Genomic DNA, 16656 nt, shown 5'->3' with positions numbered 1-16656 from the left:
TGATGATGCCGGCCGACGGCCTGGCGCAGATCAAGGATCACGACGCGATCTATTTTGGCGCCGTCGGCGCGCCGGACGTGCCCGACCACATCACGCTCTGGGGCTTGCGGCTGGCGATCTGCCAGCCCTTCGACCAGTACGCCAACGTCCGCCCGACCCGGGTGCTGCCGGGCATCACCAGCCCGCTGCGCCACGTCTCGGGTCCGGAACTCGACTGGGTGATCGTGCGCGAGAACTCGGAGGGCGAGTATGCCGGCGTCGGCGGGCGCGTCCACAGGGGGCTCCCGATCGAGGTCGCCACCGACGTCTCGATCATGACCCGCGCGGGCGTCGACCGCATCATCCGCTTCGCGTTCAAGCTGGCCCGGAGCCGGCCGCGCAAGCTCCTGACCGTGGTGACGAAGTCGAACGCGCAGCGCCACGCGATGGTGATGTGGGACGAGGTCGCCGCCGAGGTCGCACGGGACTTCCCCGACGTGACCTGGGACAAGATGCTGGTCGACGCGATGACCATGCGCATGACGATGAAGCCCGCCACCCTCGACACCATCGTCGCGACGAACCTGCACGCCGACATCCTCTCGGACCTGGCCGCGGCGCTCGCCGGCTCGCTCGGCATCGCGCCCACCGCCAACCTCAACCCGGAAGGGCTCTTCCCCTCGATGTTCGAGCCGATCCACGGCTCGGCCTTCGACATCACGGGCCGGGGCATCGCCAACCCGATCGGCACCTTCTGGACGGCCTGCCAGATGCTGGAGCACCTCGGCGAGACGCCGGCCGCCGACCGGCTGATGCGCGCGGTGGAGCGGGTGACCGCCGACCCGAGCCTGCACACGCCGGACCTCGGCGGCACGGCCACGACGCGGCAGGTCACGGACGCGGTCATCGCTGCCGTCAAGGGCGACAACGGGTAGGACGGGCCTGCGTCCGGCCCCAGGCTGGCCTCGCGATGCGCGATCTGCGACAACGCCGGGATGCCGCCGCGCATCGCCAGGGCCGTGTCCCGCATACCCGAACGCATCGCCTCCGCCGCCGGGCCGGTCGCCCGCGGACGCCGCGCCCGCGCCGCCGAGGTCGTGCGGGCCGCGCTGCGTGTCCCGAAGCAGGCTTTCGTGGCTTCGCCTACCCATGCCTGCTTCGATCCCTTGGGTGAGGCATCCTTGTCTTGCGCGAACCGGCGGCCACTTCGCGCAAGGATGCTTGGGCAGGAAACGCAGGTGGGGTGCGATCCGGCCGCGCGCTCGACGCGCCGGCGATGACCGCCTCCGAGATCGAGGAACTCCGGCGCCGCAACCGGGCGCTGGAAGCCGAGGCGGCGCGCCTGCGGGAGCTGGCGGCGGCGGGGCAGCGCCACCGCATCATCTTCGACAGCACGACGGATTTCGCCCTCGTCGCCATGGACCGCGACGGCCGGGTGACGGACTGGAACGCGGGCGCCGAGCGGGTCCTGGGCTGGTCGGCCCGGGAGATGCTGGGGGAGCCGGCCGATCGCTTCTTCACGCCCGAGGACCGGGCGGCCGACCGGGTCGCGACGGAGATGCGGCTCGCCCGGGAGACCGGGCGCGCGGGCGACGACCGCTGGCACCTGCGCAAGGACGGCGCGCGGTTCTGGGCCTCGGGCGAGATGGTGCCGCTGCGGGCCCCGGACGGGGCGCATCTCGGCTACCTCAAGATCCTGCGCGACCGCACGGCCGAGCATCTGGCCGGGGTGTCGCTGCGCGAAGCCGAGGCGCGCCTTCGGGAGAGCGAGGACCACTACCGGCACACGGTCGAGCTGAACCCGCAGGTGCCCTGGACCGCCGACCCGCACGGCAACGTCACCTCGTATTCCCGGCGTTGGCTCGATCTCACCGGGCAGGCCGAGGGCGAGCCGGACGGCGCGGGGTGGATCGCCGCGATCCATCCCGACGACGTGGCGCATACGAGGGCGGTCTTCGCCGCCTGCCTCGCCTCGGGCGAGCCGGTGGACGTCGACTACCGCATCCGGGTCGCCGCGACCGGCACCTACCGCTGGATGCGCGCCCGCGCGCGCCCGCGCCGGGATGCGGCGGGCGCGATCGTCCGCTGGTACGGCGTCGTCGAGGACGTGCACGAGGCCCGCTGCGCCGAGGAGGGCCTGCGCGTGAGCGAGGCGCGCTATCGCTCGCTGTTCGAGGCCATCGACGTCGGCTTCTGCGTGATCGACATGATCTTCGATGCGACGGGGCGGCCGACGGACTATCGGTTCGTGGAATCGAACCCCGCCTTCGCGCGCCAGGCCGGCTTCGAACCGCTCCCCGGGCAGCGCATCCGCGAGATCGCCCCGGCGCACGAGCAGCACTGGTTCGACACCTACGGCCGCGTCGCGCGCACCGGCGAGCCCGCCTACTTCGACGACCACGCGCAGGCGCTCGGGCGCTGGTTCGACGTGCACGCCTTCCGGGTCGGCGATCCCGCCCTCGGGCGGGTCGGCGTGCTGTTCACCGACGTCACGCGGCGGCGGCGCGACGAGCTCGCGTTGCGCGAGAGCGAGGCGCGCTTCCGCATCTTCGCGCAGGCCCTGCCCAACCACGTCTGGTCCGCCTCGCCCGACGGCAGGCTGGAATGGGCCAACGACGTGACCTATGCCTACAGCGGCGGATCGCCCGATCAGACCATCGGCGACACCTGGACCGAGCGGGTCCACCCCGAGGACCGGCCCCGCGTGGCGGCGCGCTGGGCCTCCTCGCTGGCCACCGGCGAGATCTACGAGACCGAGTTCCGCGTGCGGCGCGCGGACGGCGCGTATCGCTGGTTCCTGGTCCGCGCCCTCCCGATCCGCGGGCCGGACGGCGCCGTCGCGCGCTGGATCGGCGCCAACACCGACATCCACGACCAGCGGGCGGCGTCGGAGGTGCTGGCGCGCACGAACGCAAGCCTGGAGAGCCAGGTCGCGGAACGCACGCGCGAGCGCGACCGGCTCTGGCGCAACACCCAGGACATCCAGGTCGTCATCGACGGCGCGGGCGTGTTCCGCGCCGTCAGCCCGGCCTTCACCACCATCCTGGGATGGTCGCCGGAGGAGGTGATCGGGCAGCCCCTGTTCGTCTTCGTGGTCCCGGAGGACGGGGCGCTGACCGAGGACGCGCTTCGGCATGCCCGGCAGGAGACCCTGCCCACGGTGGAGAACCGCTACCGGCACAAGGACGGCGGCGTGCGCTGGATCTCGTGGGTCGCGGCGCCCGAGGGCGCGCTCATCTACGCCAGCGGCCGGCACGTCACCGCGGAGAAGGAGCGGCAGGCCGAGCTGGCGCAGGCCCAGGAGGCGCTGCGCCAAGCCCAGAAGATGGAGGCGGTGGGCCAGCTCACGGGTGGGCTCGCCCACGACTTCAACAACCTGCTGGCGGGCATCTCCGGCAGCCTGGAGCTGATGCAGAACCGCATCGCGCAGGGACGTCTCAACGACGTGGACCGCTACATGGCCGTCGCGCAGGGCGCGGCCAAGCGCGCCGCCGCCCTGACCCACCGCCTGCTCGCCTTCTCCCGGCGTCAGACCCTCGACCCCAGGCCCACGAACATCAACCGCCTGGTGACCGGCATGGAGGAGCTGATCCGGCGCACGGTCGGCCCGACGATCCACATGGAGGTCGTCGGCGCGTCGGGCCTGTGGCCGGCGCTGGTCGATTCGCACCAGCTCGAGAACGCCCTGCTGAACCTGTGCATCAACGCCCGCGACGCGATGCCGGACGGCGGCCGCATCACCATCGAGACCGCCAACAAGTGGGTGGACGACCACGCCGCGCGCAGCCACGACATGCCGCCCGGGCCGTATCTCAGCGTCTGCGTGACCGACACGGGCACCGGCATGAGCCCGGACGTGATCGCCAAGGCGTTCGAGCCGTTCTTCACCACCAAGCCCATCGGGCAGGGCACGGGGCTCGGCCTGTCGATGATCTATGGGTTCGCCCGCCAGTCGGGCGGGCAGGTGCGGATCTACTCGGATCTCGGCCAGGGCACGACCATGTGCCTCTACCTGCCGCGCCACGACGGCGAGACCGACGAGGACGGTGTGCAGGCCAGGCCGGAGGCGGCGCCGCGGGCCGAGCAGGGCGAGACGGTGCTGGTGGTGGACGACGAACCGTCGGTGCGCATGCTGGTGACGGAGGTGCTGGAGGATCTCGGCTACACCGCCATCGAGGCGGCCGACAGCGTGGCGGGCCTGAAGGTCCTGCACTCGGACGTGCGCCTCGACCTGCTGGTCACCGACGTCGGCCTGCCCGGCGGCATGAACGGCCGGCAGATGGCCGATGCCGGGCGGGCGAAGCGCCCCGGCCTGAAGGTGCTGTTCATCACCGGCTACGCCGAGAACGCGGTCCTCGGCAACGACCACCTGGCGCCGGGCATGCAGGTCCTGACCAAACCGTTCGTCCTCGACGCGCTGGCCGCGCGCATCCGCGACATGATCGGGTCCTGAGCCGCATCCCCCTCCCGGCCGTCCGCGCCCGAGGGATCTTGACGCTTTGTTAACCGTCCGCGCGCTGCAATGCCGGGTGTCCGAAGAGACCCGCGATGCGCCACATCCATGTCGAGCCTGATCTGCGGCTGCGGTTCCCCGGCCGCAGCGAAGCCTTCAACGAGGGCGTCGAGGTCGGGCTGCTGGCGGCCAGCATGGCGGCCAAGCTGAGCGAATTCACGATGCGGCTGGCCGGCGGAACCCTCGACCAGGCCCGTGCCCTGGCCGCGACCATGAACTACCGGGTGCACGTCGTGCAGGCCGACGAGACCTGGGCGGAGGTGATGTTCCTGACCGGCAGCCGGCGGCCCCGACTTCGGCTGGTCGAGACGGCGCCGGCACGCGTCGGCGCGAAATAGCAGCACGCGGCCGCGCAATCCCGGCCGCATTCGACGCGCAACCACGACCGCCCGCGCATACGGCACGGGGTTTCAAGCGTTGCCCCTGCGAGGGAGGCGCGCATGGCCGACGACGCGACAGACCAAGCCCAGTTGCGCCAGATCGTGTCCGGGCTGAGCGAGGGCGTGATCCTGATCCGGCCCGACCGGACCATCGCCTACGCCAACCCGGCCGCCCTGGCGATGCACGGCGTCGAGGCCCTCGACGACCTCGGCGCGACCGTGGCCGCGTACCGGCACAACTTCCTGCTGGCCTATCGCAACCATCACGAGATCGGTCCGGTCCAGCATCCCCTCGACCGGGTGCTCGCCGGCGAGCGGTTCCGCGACGCGGTGGTCGAGGTGCGCCAGGCCCGCGATCCGGATCGGGTGTGGATGCATCGCATCCGCAACCTGGTGATTACGGATGGGCAGGGCCGGCCGAGCGCGGCCCTGATCCTGCAGGACGTGAGCGACCGCTACGAGGCCGAGGCGCGCTTCGAGGCGATGTTCCGGGCCAACCCCGCCCCGGCGGTGATCTGCCGCCTCTCGGACCTGCGCTACGTCAAGGTCAACCAGGGATTCCTCGACCTGACCGGCTACGCGCATGCCGACGTGTTCGGCCGGTCGTTCTCCGAGATCGATCTCCTGACGGGTGCCGAGCACCGACACCTCGCGATCACGCATCTGCACGGCGGGCGGACCATCCCGCAGATGGAAGCCTGCCTGCGCGTGCCGAAGGACGCCGAGAAATACGTCATCGTGGCCGGCCATCCCATCGCGATGCCGGGCGGGACGCGGTGCATGCTGTTCACCTTCGCCGACCTGGAGGACCGCCGCAAAGCCGAGGTCGAGCTTCGCGCGAGCGAGGAGCGGTTCGCCAAGGCCTTCGCGCTCAGCCCCGTCCCGACGGTCCTCCTGAGCGCGGACGCGCAGGGGCCCGCCAGCGCCAACGAGGCCTTCGCGCGGACGTTCGGGGCACCCGGCGACGCGGCCGCGGCCGCGGCCCTGTGGATCGAGGCGACCGAACGCGAGCGGTTCCGGCGCGAGCTCAAACGCCAGGGCCAGGTTCGCGGCTTCGAGGCCCGACTTCGGACGCGCGACGGCGGGGAACTCACGAGCCTGATCACCGCGGTCGAGGTCGTCGTCGACGGCACGGCGAGCGTGCTCTGCGCCGTGCAGGACATCACGGAGCGCAAGCGCACCGAGACGGAGCTGATCCAGGCCATCGAGGCGGTGATGACCGACGCTTCCTGGTTCAGCCGCAGCGTGATCGAGAAGCTCGCCCTGCTGCGCAATCCGCCGCGATCCGGCGCCCCGACCGCCTCCGTCGAGCAACTGACCCTGCGCGAGCGGGACATGCTCGTGCGCATCTGCGCCGGGGAGACCGACGCGGCGATCGCCGCCGGACTCGGGCTGTCCCAGAACACGGTGCGCAACCACGTGACGCGCCTCTACCGCAAGCTCGGGGTCAACCGCCGTAGCGCGGTGGTGGTCTGGGGGCGCGAGCGCGGGATCGGCGCCGCGGCCCTTCCACCGGGACGACACGCGGGGAAACCGGCCGCGAAACCACCGGACCGATGAGCCGAAACGACGTCCTGCACCACCCTCGGGACAGGTGCCCGGACGAAACCTCGCCGCCGATGCCACGGGCCGGCGGCACGATGGCGGCCGGCGATCCGGGAGGCCGTCCCGATCGCGGGAGCCCGTCGATCGAAGCGTGGGGCTTGCGCCGATCGCCGCGTCGGGCGCCCCCTGTCCGCGAACGGAACCGGCCGGGCGGCTCGGGTCCCCACGCGCGGACGCCGCCGGCGCGACGCTCGGATGAGACTGGGATCGCAGAGACGGGACGCCGCCGTCCCGGCCGAATCCGCGGACAGGACGAAAACCTGCTGCGTTTGAGGCGGAAACACCAACCGGTTTGGCGGTTTTGGGCCAGGTTTGGATTCGTGGAACTTTCCCCCGTCAGGATGCTTCTTCGGCTGAGGCTCAGGTCGTACCGAGTATCGTAAGCTTGCGTGCTCCACCTCGACATGCCGTGATCAAGTCCGGACGATTTCGCGCAAGCTTTAGTCGGCTTAGCGAAGCCGTGCGCTGATCGCATGCGCGATCCGGAAGATCGCCGGAAACGTTGAAACGGATGAAGGGCCCATGACTGAGCTTGATGCGATCGATGGGCGGTCCGTGCGGCCCCAGCCCGGGGCGGCGCGCGATGCGCCCGGCCGCCGCGTTGCCGCGTCGCGGCAAGCATGAGCGCGAACGATCCGGTGGAAGCCGCGCCGCGCCTGGCCGTCTTCCGCGACGCGGCCGCGCCGGTGCCCGCCTCCGATGCGGAGCTGACCGTCGCCCTCGTCGAGGAGCGCGCCCGCATCGACAAGCGCGCGGTCGAGACCGGGCGGGTCCGGATCAGCACCCGGACCGAGGTCGGCGACCACGTCCTGCGGGAGAGCCTGCGCAGCGACAGCGTCGGGGTGACCCGCGTGTTGATCGACCGGACGCTGGCCGCGGGCGAAGCGGTTCCGGTCATGAGAGTCGAGGACGGGGTGACGATCATCCCCGTCCTGGAAGAGATCCTCGTCGTCGAGAAGCGCCTCGTCCTGAAGGAGGAGGTGCACATCCGCCAGACCACGTCGGGTGAGGACGTCGAGGTCCCGGTGACGCTGCGCCGGCAGCGTGCCGTGGTCGAACGCGTGGGCCTGGAGGGCCACGCCCCCGAACCGGCGAACACAGCCACATCAGAGGGAACAGGACCATGACGCAGACCATCACCGCACTCTTCGACAAGCCGGCCGAGGCCGAGGCCGCCAAGCTCAAGCTCGTCGCCGCCGGCATCCCGCAGGCGAGCGTCAAGCTCGTCCACGGTGCCCAGAGCGCCGGCCGGACCACGGGATCGTACGACTACAAGCGCGACGAGGGTGGCTTCTGGGGCTCGCTCAAGGACTTCTTCATGCCGGAAGAGGATCGCTACGCCTACAGCGAGGGCCTGAGCCGCGGCGGCACGCTGCTGACCGCCACCGTCGAGTCGGCCCATCTCGAGACCGCCTACGACATCCTGGAGCAGAACGGTTCGGTCGACCTCGACCAGCGCGAGACCGCGTGGCGCAAGGAAGGCTGGAGCGGCTACACCGCCGGAACGGGCACGACCACGACGGGTACCGCCGCGGGCGCCGCTTCCCTGCAGGCCAGCGGCACGGCGGCCGGCGAGAAGGGCTACATCCCCGTCGTCGAGGAGCGGATCAACGTCGGCAAGCGCGTCGCCGAGTCGGGCCGCGTGCGCGTGCGCTCCTACGTCGTCGAGACGCCGGTCCAGGAGCAGGTCACGCTGCGCGACGAGACCGTCCACGTCGACCGTCGCGCGGTCGACCGGCCGGTGACGGCAGCCGACGAGGCCCTGTTCCAGAGCAAGACCATCGAGGCGACCGAGACGCGCGAGCAGGCGGTGGTGTCGAAGGACGCCCGCGTGGTCGAGGAGATCGGCATCCGCAAGGATGCGGCCCAGCGCACCGAGACCGTGACCGACAAGGTGCGCCGCACTGAGGTCGAGGTCGAGGACGAGCGCGGCAACGTCAGCCGCACCGGTACCACGGACGCCACCACCGGCCGCAAGCCGGTCTGACCCTTTCGAGCCGACCCGTCCGATGCCGTCAGGCGCCGGACGGGTCTGGGGCGCGCCGGGACCGGTCCCCGGATCGGCGCGCCTTCGCCCAACCAGAAGAAAGCGAGACCCCGCCATGTCCCTGAACCGCACGCTCCTCATCCTGCTGCCGCTGCTCGGCGCGGCCCCCGCCCTCGCCCAGACCACCGTCACGGGCCAGCCCGCGACCGGGGGCGCCAACAGTGCGACCTCGGGCGGCCAGAACGCCGTGACGCGGCCCAACACCGACCATGCGCAGGACGGCAAGCCGGCGAGCACGGGCGCCCTGACAAACGTCAAGCTGGAGAAGGGCGCCAACAGCTTCACCGAGACCGAGGCGCGCCACCGCCTGGAGAAGGCCGGCTTCCAACAGGTCAAGGACCTCAAGAAGGACGCCGACGGCATCTGGCGCGGCGCCGCGGCCCTGGACGGCAAGCCCGCCACTGTCGGCCTCGACTTCAAGGGCAACGTCGCCGTCCAGTAGTCCACACGCCGCCGACCGGCCTTGTTCAGAACTCTCGGAGCACACCTCATGACGACGCAGACCCTCACGGCCCTGTTCGACCACTACGACGAGGCCGCCGCGGCAGTGACGAAGCTCGAGGCGGCCGGCGTGCCGCACGGCGACATCAGCCTCGTCAGCAATAAGGGCGACACCACCGCGGCGGGGCCGGACGGCACCGCCGAGCACGCCGCGACCGGAGCCGGCGTGGGCGCGACGCTGGGCACCGTCCTCGGCGGCGGCGCCGGCCTTCTGGCCGGCCTCGGCCTGATGGCCATCCCCGGTGTCGGTCCGGTCGTCGCCGCGGGCTGGCTCGTGGCGACGCTTACCGGTGCGGGCATCGGGGCGGCGGCAGGCGGCCTCGCCGGGTCGCTGACCGGCGCCGGCGTGAGCGAGACCGACGCGCATGCCTACGCGGAAGGCGTCCGCCGCGGCGGCACGCTGCTGACCGTGCGCGCCGACGAGACCCGCGCCGAGACCGCCATGGGCATCTTGGAGGAGCACGGCGCCCTGGACCTCGACGAGCGTGCCCAGGGCTGGGAGCGGGACGGCTGGACGGGCGCGAAGACGAACACGGTGGGAAGCGACACCGCGACGCTGATCGGCTCGGATGCCGCCGCAGGCGCGCCGGTGCGGGAGAACGCCGCTTTGAGCGGCACGTCGTCCCGGATCGATGCGCCGGCCTCCGGCGCGCGCCGGGTCCGCGTCTACAACCACCCGATCTGATCGATGTCGAGGCGGGCGCCGGCCCGCCGGGCCGGCGCCCGCCTCGACCGGCACGCGCATCCCGGCCCGACGGGCCCCCACAGGAGCATGGATCAATGGGTCTTCTCGACAGCATCATCGGCGGGTTGGTCGGCGGCGGCGCGCCGCGGCAGCAGGGCTCCGGCGCCGACCCGATCGTCGGAATCCTGATGAGCCTGCTCGCGGCCAGGTCCGGCGGCGGCGGGCTGGGGAACATCCTGGGCCAGTTAGCCGGGGGTGGTCAGGGCGCCGGGCAAGGGGGTCTCGGGCAGGGCGGCCTCGGTGGCCTGCTCGGCGGCGCGGGCGGGGCCGGCGGTCTCGGCGCCCTGATCGAGCAGTTCACCCGCGCCGGCCACGGCGACACGGTCAATTCGTGGGTCGGCTCGGGCCAGAACCGACCGATCGCCCCGGACGACCTCGGCGCGGCGCTCGGCCCCGACACGGTCAGTCAGCTCTCCCAGCACAGCGGGATGGACGGCAACGACCTGCTGTCGCAACTCTCGCACCTGCTGCCGCAGGCGGTCGATCAACTCACCCCGCACGGCCGCATGCCGACCGAGCAGGAGCACGCGCACTGGTAGTGCGAGGCTGAGCATCATTGCCGCGACGTGTCCCACGGTTCGCTGTCGAACATGATGCGACGACAAGGAGATCGAAGCAGGCTTGCGTGGGCGAAGCCACGCAAGCCTGCTTAGGACGCTTTCCGACGAACCGGTTCCGGCTTCGTCGGGAAGCGTCCTCGTTTGTGGAAGCCGCCCTTGCCGGGACGGTTCTTGAACCCGGCGGACTTCCGGAACCGGGATCGAAGCCGTACCCTTCCTTCCCGGATCGGGCCGCCGGCTATCGCTCGTCCGCGAAGCGCGGCGGGCCGTCCTGCCAGCGTCCGCTTACGACGATGAGGCGCCGGACCTCGCCCCGAAGGTAGGCTTGCAGGAACCGGTCGTAGTTCCGGAAGACCACGCAGCCGTTCGAGGCGCCGCTCGGGCCGAGCATGTAGGTGTGGGCGAGGATGCCGTCGCGGCCGTGGATCGCGGCGCTGCCCCCGACGGGCGTGAGGCGCAGGGCGCGCACGCCGTGGAACAGCTGCTCGCGCTCGGTGAGGTCGTAGCTGCCCGGCGGCGTCGGGCCGCGCATCCGCAGGTGTGCAGATCTCGGGTCGTCCATGCTGCCGCCGAGGCCGGAATGCGCTTCCAGCACCTCGCCGCTCGGCAGGCGCACGGTGCGGGCGCTGATGTCGTAGATCGCCGTTCCCGTCCCCACGATCGCCTCCGGCGCCGGGATGAGCCGCCCGCGCGACCGTTCGAGGCTGTCGTTCCCGAGAGCTGCGTAGGCGAGCGCGGGACCGGGCTCTTTCCGCGCCGCAAACAGTTCCTCGAAGAACGAGGGGGTCTCGGCGGTCGGCGCCGGCAGCACCGCCCGGGTCCGCGGCGGGGCCCGCCGCAACGCCAGCCGCCGCGGCGCGGGGGGCTCGGCGGAAGCCGGCGCGACGAACGCTGCGGGGCGCGGCACCGGCAGCGGCACGACCAGGGCCTGCTTGACCGTCTGCGCCGCGGCGGGGATCGCGGGCGGCGCGACGGCGGCCTGGAACGCCGCGCCGAGGGGCGCGCCCTGCCCTGCCGTTCGCGCGTCGGGGTCCAGCATCGGCCGGCGATCGAACAGGGCGGCGTAGCGTGCCGACGACGCGGTCGCGTCCGCGTCTTGTGCCTGCGGGCGCACCGGCACCGGCTTGGCATCCTCCGTGGGCGGGACGCCGCCGAGGGTGGCGAGGCAGAACAGCATGGCCAGCGCGTTGCGAAGGTTCGGGCGGCTGCGCGCCCTGCGACGGCGGGCGGGGCCGCATGGGATGCGCGGAGGATGAGGCATGCGGGCCCTACTCAGGATACGCGGCTGCCGCAGGCGCCGCCGGCCGTGCACGGAGCGGAGAACTGCGGCTGGTCTCCATTGGACGGGTGTTTGGTTAATCCCGGCTAAACCCGGAGCCTGCGCACGGACCGTTCCGTCCGGCCCCCGTGCGGCGCCCGGGGGGAAAGCTTCGCTCGGCCGGGGGCCTGGAGCGGGACTTTCCTGCACCTGCGAACCGGGACGACGCGCGATCCGCCCCCGCCGCGGTCCTGCGGGGACCGGTGCGGGCGGCGAACGAACACCGCGCCGTCGTGTTGCCCCTTCGTTCTTGCCGGACCCGGTACGCATCGGCGATACCGCGCCGATGCGGATTCCGGCCCTCCCTGCCCTCCTGATCGTCCTGACCGTGGCCCCTCGCGCGGCGGCGGCGGATGATCCGGGGGTGCTGGAGCAGGCGTGGCATGCCTGCCTGCGCGCGTCCTTCGCGCATCAGTCGCCGGCCCAGGGCCGGGCCGGCTCGCAGCGCAACGCCCTCGACGCGTGCAAGGCGCGCGAGGACGCCTTCGTCGCCGCCCTCATGGCGGCCAGGGCCGGCGAGGCCGAGGCGGGGCGGACGGGCGTGCGGTCGCTGCCGGCGCGCGCCAGGGCCTGGGCCGCCGCGGTCGCCGCCTCCGTGTTGGACCCGGTCTCGTCCTGGATCGACAGGTTGCGGAACTGATCGCGGTTACGAAGTCAGTCCCGGTCGCGTGCAGCGGCGCACATCCGCCCGCGAAACCTCGCGATAGGGTTCACGACATGGACGGCGGCGGGCATTGCATAGACCGCGGGCCGGACCTTCAACACGAGACTGCGATCGGAGATGGTCATGACGCTTCGTTTCCTTGCCGCCGCCACCGCCCTGTCCTTCGGCCTGTCCGCCGTGGCGCAGGCGCAGCCGACCCTGAACCCGCCCACCGCCGCGGCCGAGGCGGCCCAGGCCTCGCCCTCGCCCAAGCCCGCCGAGGCGCCGCAGGCGGCCGCGCCGGCCAAGCCGGCCGGCTATCGCACCGCGACGTACGCCGGCGGCGCGGGCGCGACCTGGAAGACCGGCCGCGACGCCTACGGCTTCATGGGCTCCTACGGCGGCTGCCGCTACAAAGGCCATGCCGGCCCGCACGGCTACCGGATCGACCGCGCCTGCTGATCGGCGCCGGCCGGCTCAGCGTCCGTAGATGTCCTCGACGCGGATGATGTCGTCCTCGCCGGTGTAGCTGCCGACCTGGACCTCGATCAGTTCCAGGGGGATCTTGCCCGGGTTGGTCAGCCTGTGCATCGCGCCGATCGGCAGGTAGACCGCCTCGTTCTCGTGGACGAGGACGACGCGCTCGTTCAGCGTCACCTCGGCGGTGCCGCGCACCACCACCCAGTGCTCGGCGCGGTGGTGGTGCTTCTGCAGGGACAGGCGCCCGCCCGGCGTCACCATGATGCGCTTCACCTGGAAGCGTTCGCCGATGTCGATGCGCTGGTACCAGCCCCAGGGCCGGTACATCCGCCGGTGCGCATCGGCCTCCGGGTGCGCCTTGGCCCGCAGGATGCCGACGAGGTCCTTGACCCGGCCCGACTGCGCCTTCGAGGCGACGAGCACCGCGTCGGGGGTGGCGACCACCACCACGTCCTCCAGGCCGACCACCGTGGTCAGCCCCTCGCCCTCGCTGTGGACGAGGCTGTTCCTCGTCTCCAGCAACTCGACGCGGCCGCGGACCGCGTTGCCGGCCGCGTCCCGCGGCAGCACCTGCCAGACCGCGTCCCAGGTGCCGACGTCCGACCACGGGAACGAGACCGGCAGCACGCCGGCCCGGTGCGTCCGCTCCATCACCGCGTAGTCGATCGAGATCTTCGGGGCCCTGGCGAAGGCGGCGGCGTCCAGCCGGACGAAGTCGAGATCGGTCGTTGCCGATTCCAGCGCGGCGCGGGCGGCCGCCAGCACGTCCGGCGCGTGCGCTTCCAACTCCGCGAGCATCAGGTCGGCGCGGAACAGGAAGTAGCCGGAATTCCACAGGGCGCCCGCGGCGATCAGGGCTTGCGCCCCCGCGGCGTCCGGCTTCTCGACGAACCGCTCCACCGCGTAGGCACCGTCCGCCTCGGGCAGGGCCCGCCCGCGGCGGATGTAGCCGTAATCGGTGGCCGGCCGCGTCGGCTCGACGCCGAGCGTCATGGTGTAGCCGGCGCGTGCGCCCAGCGCCGCGGTGCGGACGGCGGCGGAAAAGGCCGCGGTGTCGCCGATCACGTGGTCGGCCGCCATGATCAACACCACGGCCTGCGGGTCAGCCTTCGCGGCGTGCACGGCCGCGACCGCGACGGCGGCGGCCGAATCGCGCCCTTCCGGCTCCAGGATGATGTCGCCGGCAATCCCCGCCTGCGCGAGCTGCTCGGCGACGATGAAGCGCGCCTCGCTCGACGCGATCACCGCGGGTCGCGTGAACACCGCCGGGTCGGCGACGCGCCGGGCGGTCGCCTGGAACGTCGATTCCGCGGCGTCGACCAGCCGCGCGAACTGCTTGGGCATGCTTTCGCGCGAGGCCGGCCACAGCCGCGTCCCCGAGCCGCCGCACAGGATCACCGGCAGGATGTGGGTGGCACGCTCGGCACTCATCGGATCTCCCCTGGCTCTTTCGCCGTCCGTCGCGGGGCCCCCCCGATCGCGTCCGGGACGGGGCTCGCCCCGCTCATGGCCGCGACCGTGCCGTTCCGGGCCGGCCGCGGCAAGGTGCTTCGGGTCCGGGCGCGTCAAGTCGGGGCATCCCGGACGAGGCCCTCGGGATCAAGCAAGCCGCGAGCCTCGCGCGTCCGGGGTCGAGCGTCCGCGTTCGCCGGTGGGCCGTGCCGGACACGCAAGGCTTCCGGTCCGCGGACCGGACCGCTGCCCCCGACCTCACGCCGCTTCCGGCGGCTCTCCGTCGTCCGGCGCGGCCGGGGCGTGCAGGATGTCCTCCAACTCGTCGATCAGCCTGTCGATCTGGTCGGGCGTGGCCAGCACCTTGAAGGTCTCGCCGTCCTGGGTGGCGAGCGCCAGCTCGATATGCGGGCCGACCCGCGTGGTCAGGCTGCGGGCGAGGATCTTCAGGGCGGTCATCGGTCTCTCTCCGGAAAACCAGGGTCGGCGGCGAGCAGCCCGACGGCGAGCGCCGGGCCGCAGGTGGAAGCCCGGTCCTGGGACCCCGCGATCCGCGCCGCCAGGACATCGGTGAAGGCGAGGCACGGCCGGCCGAGGCGCGCTGCGAGGCGCGCGGCGAGGAAGGCGCCCGCGCCGCAGGCGATCAGCGGCGCCCGCGCGGGAAGGTCCGCGCGCGACAGGAGGGTGGCGGCCGCATCGTGCAGCAGGCGCAACTGCGCCTCCGCGAAATGCTCCGCGAGCGCGCGCCACGCCGCCGCCGTCCCCTCCCCGCGGTCGCGGCCGATCATCCGGGCGAGCCGCGCCTCGCTCTCGGCCGTCGACTTGCCCTTGCCGTCGCCGCTCGGCTGCTGGTCGGCGCCCTCGGGCAGGTCGCCGGTGAGCCGGTACAGGTCGGCGGCATGCGCGAAGGTCTCCGACATCAGCGCGGTGCGCCGCCCGGCGAAGGGCGCGTGGCCGGCGAGCGCCAGCAGCGGGGTGCGCACCACGCCGGTATAGACGAGTTCCCCCGTCTCCAGGCGCTCGGCGTCGCCGTAGCCGACCGCCGCCGGCAGCCCGGCGACGATCGGGATCAGGTCGGCGGTGGTCGAGCCGACATCGACGAGCAGGGCCTCGGCGACGTGCCGCCCGAGCAGCGCCGCGGTGGCGTGCCAGTTCGCCGAGGCGACCGCGGCGGCGTTCTCTCCCGCGTCCGCCGGCGCGACGAAGCCGGCGCGTCCGGCATAGATCGCGACCGCCCCCGGCAGGTGCCCGGCCGCCCAGCCCGCGAGCCGCGCGACGCCGTCGGCGCGGTCGGCGAAGCAGTCGGTCAGCTCGCCCGTCATGGTGACGGCATGGTGCGCCTCGCCCCGCGCCCAGCCGGGCAAGCCCGACAACGTCGCGTCGAGGGCGGAGAGGCCGCGCCAGAGCGGGCACGGCGCCTGCACCACCGCGCGGACGAGGCCGTCCTCGACCAGCGCCGCCTTGACGTGCACGCCCCCCAGATCCCATCCGATCGTCTTCGCGTGGCGGGAGGGCGGATGGGCGGCGGGCAAGGGATGTCTCGGTGACGGACGAGGGGGCGGGATTCGCGGTGATCCCGGTGCTGGACCTGCGCCACGGGCGGGTGGTGCGGGCCCGCGCCGGCGAGCGGCAGAGCTATGCCCCGATCCGGACGCCCTTGGCAAAGGGCTCGGCCCCGGCCGACGTCGCGCGCGGGCTCCTCGACGCGGTTTCCGCGCCGGTCCTCTACGTCGCCGACCTCGACGCGATCATCGACGGCGCCCCGCCCGACCGCGCCGCGCTCACGGCGATCGCGCGGGCCTGCCCCGGCGTGCACCTGTGGGTCGATGCCGGGTTCCGCGACGCGGACGCGGTCGACGCCTTCCGCGCGGCCGGGCTCGGGCGGCCGGTGATCGGCAGCGAGAGCCAGGCGGATGCGGGCCTCGTCGCCCGCCTCGGCGCGCGGGCCGTGCTCTCCCTCGACAGCCGCGGGGCGATGCGCCTCGGGCCGGCGAGCCTGCACGCGGAGGCCCGCCACTGGCCGCCGGAGGTGATCGTGATGACGCTCGCCCGCGTCGGCGCCGGGACCGGGCCGGACCTCGCCGGGCTGGAAGCCGCCTGCCGCATGGCACCCGGCCACAGGATCTACGCCGCGGGCGGCGTCCGCGGCCCCGAAGACCTCGCCGCGCTGGACCGCGCCGGGATCGCGGGTGCGCTGGTGGCCTCGGCGATCCACGACGGCCGGCTGCGGGCCGGGCATCCGCCCCGGCGATCGTGAACCTTCCGGGCTCCGCCCGCGGCTGCTATGGAAGCGCCACACGCGGATTTCCGAGTTCGGCACGCTGGCAGAACAGATGGACAAGTTCACGACCCTGGAGGGCGTCGCGGCGCCCATGCGGATCATCAACGTCGACACCGACCGGATCATCCCGAAGCAGTACCTCAAGACGATCA

Annotated in this window: 16 protein-coding genes and 1 pseudogene; 13 read left to right on the top strand and 4 right to left on the bottom strand. The window is 72.8% G+C overall.

All coding sequences use genetic code 11. The features are described from left to right. The 9 genes from ACFE86_RS15050 to ACFE86_RS15010 form a co-directional block, all read left to right on the top strand. On the top strand, positions 1 to 914 hold a 914-nt coding region (locus ACFE86_RS15050; protein ID WP_375456135.1), incomplete at its 5' end, for a tartrate dehydrogenase. Positions 915 to 1255: 341 nt separating this feature from the next. Then, the gene (locus ACFE86_RS15045) at positions 1256 to 4432 is read left to right on the top strand and encodes a PAS domain S-box protein (protein ID WP_375456136.1); all 3177 of its coding nucleotides are present in this window, start codon (positions 1256 to 1258) and stop codon (positions 4430 to 4432) included. Positions 4433 to 4527: 95 nt separating this feature from the next. Then, entirely contained in the window at positions 4528 to 4830 is a 303-nt protein-coding gene (locus ACFE86_RS15040) for a hypothetical protein (RefSeq protein WP_375456134.1), read from the top strand. Positions 4831 to 4932: 102 nt separating this feature from the next. Beyond that, the gene (locus tag ACFE86_RS15035) at positions 4933 to 6432 is read left to right on the top strand and encodes a PAS domain S-box protein (RefSeq protein ID WP_375456133.1); all 1500 of its coding nucleotides are present in this window, start codon (positions 4933 to 4935) and stop codon (positions 6430 to 6432) included. A 665-nt stretch (positions 6433 to 7097) separates the two neighbouring features. Further along, positions 7098 to 7604: a YsnF/AvaK domain-containing protein gene (locus ACFE86_RS15030; RefSeq protein WP_375456132.1), complete on the top strand. Its 507-nt coding sequence runs from the start codon at positions 7098 to 7100 to the stop codon at positions 7602 to 7604. Continuing rightward, a complete protein-coding gene (locus tag ACFE86_RS15025) occupies positions 7601 to 8464 on the top strand; it encodes a YsnF/AvaK domain-containing protein (RefSeq protein ID WP_375456131.1) in 864 nt (287 codons plus the stop codon). The genes ACFE86_RS15030 and ACFE86_RS15025 overlap by 4 nt, the downstream gene beginning before the upstream one ends. A gap of 115 nt (positions 8465 to 8579) precedes the next feature. Beyond that, positions 8580 to 8966 carry a hypothetical protein gene (locus ACFE86_RS15020; RefSeq protein WP_375456130.1) on the top strand — a complete coding sequence of 129 codons (387 nt, stop codon included), beginning with the start codon at positions 8580 to 8582 and terminating at the stop codon, positions 8964 to 8966. Between the two features lie 48 nt (positions 8967 to 9014). Beyond that, entirely contained in the window at positions 9015 to 9710 is a 696-nt protein-coding gene (locus tag ACFE86_RS15015) for a hypothetical protein (protein WP_375456129.1), read from the top strand. A gap of 95 nt (positions 9711 to 9805) precedes the next feature. Next, positions 9806 to 10309 (top strand): YidB family protein, encoded by a 504-nt coding sequence (locus ACFE86_RS15010; protein WP_375456128.1) that lies wholly within the window; start codon positions 9806 to 9808, stop codon positions 10307 to 10309. A gap of 259 nt (positions 10310 to 10568) precedes the next feature. Here the strand turns inward: ACFE86_RS15010 and ACFE86_RS15005 are convergent, their stop codons facing one another. Continuing rightward, complete coding sequence (locus tag ACFE86_RS15005; protein WP_375456127.1) at positions 10569 to 11507, bottom strand: tlde1 domain-containing protein; 939 nt, start codon at positions 11505 to 11507, stop codon at positions 10569 to 10571. 427 nt (positions 11508 to 11934) lie between these two features. Here ACFE86_RS15005 and ACFE86_RS15000 point away from each other — a divergent pair, with 427 nt between their 5' ends. Then, the gene (locus ACFE86_RS15000; protein WP_375456126.1) at positions 11935 to 12288 is read left to right on the top strand and encodes a hypothetical protein; all 354 of its coding nucleotides are present in this window, start codon (positions 11935 to 11937) and stop codon (positions 12286 to 12288) included. A 147-nt stretch (positions 12289 to 12435) separates the two neighbouring features. After that, entirely contained in the window at positions 12436 to 12753 is a 318-nt protein-coding gene (locus tag ACFE86_RS14995; protein WP_375456125.1) for a translation initiation factor IF-2, read from the top strand. Between the two features lie 15 nt (positions 12754 to 12768). Here the strand turns inward: ACFE86_RS14995 and ACFE86_RS14990 are convergent, their stop codons facing one another. The 3 genes from ACFE86_RS14990 to ACFE86_RS14980 form a co-directional block, all read right to left on the bottom strand. After that, positions 12769 to 14202 carry a mannose-1-phosphate guanylyltransferase/mannose-6-phosphate isomerase gene (locus ACFE86_RS14990; protein WP_375456124.1) on the bottom strand — a complete coding sequence of 478 codons (1434 nt, stop codon included), beginning with the start codon at positions 14200 to 14202 and terminating at the stop codon, positions 12769 to 12771. A 279-nt stretch (positions 14203 to 14481) separates the two neighbouring features. After that, positions 14482 to 14682, bottom strand: coding sequence for a hypothetical protein (locus ACFE86_RS14985; protein ID WP_375456123.1), 201 nt, complete (start codon positions 14680 to 14682; stop codon positions 14482 to 14484). Continuing rightward, on the bottom strand, positions 14679 to 15755 hold the full coding sequence (locus tag ACFE86_RS14980; RefSeq protein ID WP_375456122.1) for a hydantoinase/oxoprolinase family protein: 1077 nt from the start codon (positions 15753 to 15755) through the stop codon (positions 14679 to 14681). Before ACFE86_RS14980 ends, ACFE86_RS14985 begins: the two co-directional genes overlap by 4 nt. A gap of 11 nt (positions 15756 to 15766) precedes the next feature. Between ACFE86_RS14980 and ACFE86_RS14975 the strand changes: the two genes are divergently transcribed. After that, the gene (locus ACFE86_RS14975) at positions 15767 to 16480 is read left to right on the top strand and encodes a HisA/HisF-related TIM barrel protein (RefSeq protein ID WP_375456121.1); all 714 of its coding nucleotides are present in this window, start codon (positions 15767 to 15769) and stop codon (positions 16478 to 16480) included. A gap of 76 nt (positions 16481 to 16556) precedes the next feature. Beyond that, positions 16557 to 16656, top strand: a pseudogene (locus ACFE86_RS14970) (3-isopropylmalate dehydratase small subunit); the annotation flags it as partial.

Source organism: uncultured Methylobacterium sp. (assembly GCF_964244095.1).
GTDB lineage: Bacteria > Pseudomonadota > Alphaproteobacteria > Rhizobiales > Beijerinckiaceae > Methylobacterium.
Note: the sequence above shows the minus strand (reverse complement) of the source record. Positions and strands in the feature narration are given on the sequence as shown.

Coding starts and splice junctions, on each gene's coding strand:
- ACFE86_RS15045 (WP_375456136.1), top strand. CDS start 1,256: ATGACCGCCTCCGAGATCGAGGAACTCCGGCGCCGCAACCGGGCGCTG.
- ACFE86_RS15040 (WP_375456134.1), top strand. CDS start 4,528: ATGCGCCACATCCATGTCGAGCCTGATCTGCGGCTGCGGTTCCCCGGC.
- ACFE86_RS15035 (WP_375456133.1), top strand. CDS start 4,933: ATGGCCGACGACGCGACAGACCAAGCCCAGTTGCGCCAGATCGTGTCC.
- ACFE86_RS15030 (WP_375456132.1), top strand. CDS start 7,098: ATGAGCGCGAACGATCCGGTGGAAGCCGCGCCGCGCCTGGCCGTCTTC.
- ACFE86_RS15025 (WP_375456131.1), top strand. CDS start 7,601: ATGACGCAGACCATCACCGCACTCTTCGACAAGCCGGCCGAGGCCGAG.
- ACFE86_RS15020 (WP_375456130.1), top strand. CDS start 8,580: ATGTCCCTGAACCGCACGCTCCTCATCCTGCTGCCGCTGCTCGGCGCG.
- ACFE86_RS15015 (WP_375456129.1), top strand. CDS start 9,015: ATGACGACGCAGACCCTCACGGCCCTGTTCGACCACTACGACGAGGCC.
- ACFE86_RS15010 (WP_375456128.1), top strand. CDS start 9,806: ATGGGTCTTCTCGACAGCATCATCGGCGGGTTGGTCGGCGGCGGCGCG.
- ACFE86_RS15005 (WP_375456127.1), bottom strand. CDS start 11,507: ATGCTGTTCTGCCTCGCCACCCTCGGCGGCGTCCCGCCCACGGAGGAT.
- ACFE86_RS15000 (WP_375456126.1), top strand. CDS start 11,935: ATGCGGATTCCGGCCCTCCCTGCCCTCCTGATCGTCCTGACCGTGGCC.
- ACFE86_RS14995 (WP_375456125.1), top strand. CDS start 12,436: ATGACGCTTCGTTTCCTTGCCGCCGCCACCGCCCTGTCCTTCGGCCTG.
- ACFE86_RS14990 (WP_375456124.1), bottom strand. CDS start 14,202: ATGAGTGCCGAGCGTGCCACCCACATCCTGCCGGTGATCCTGTGCGGC.
- ACFE86_RS14985 (WP_375456123.1), bottom strand. CDS start 14,682: ATGACCGCCCTGAAGATCCTCGCCCGCAGCCTGACCACGCGGGTCGGC.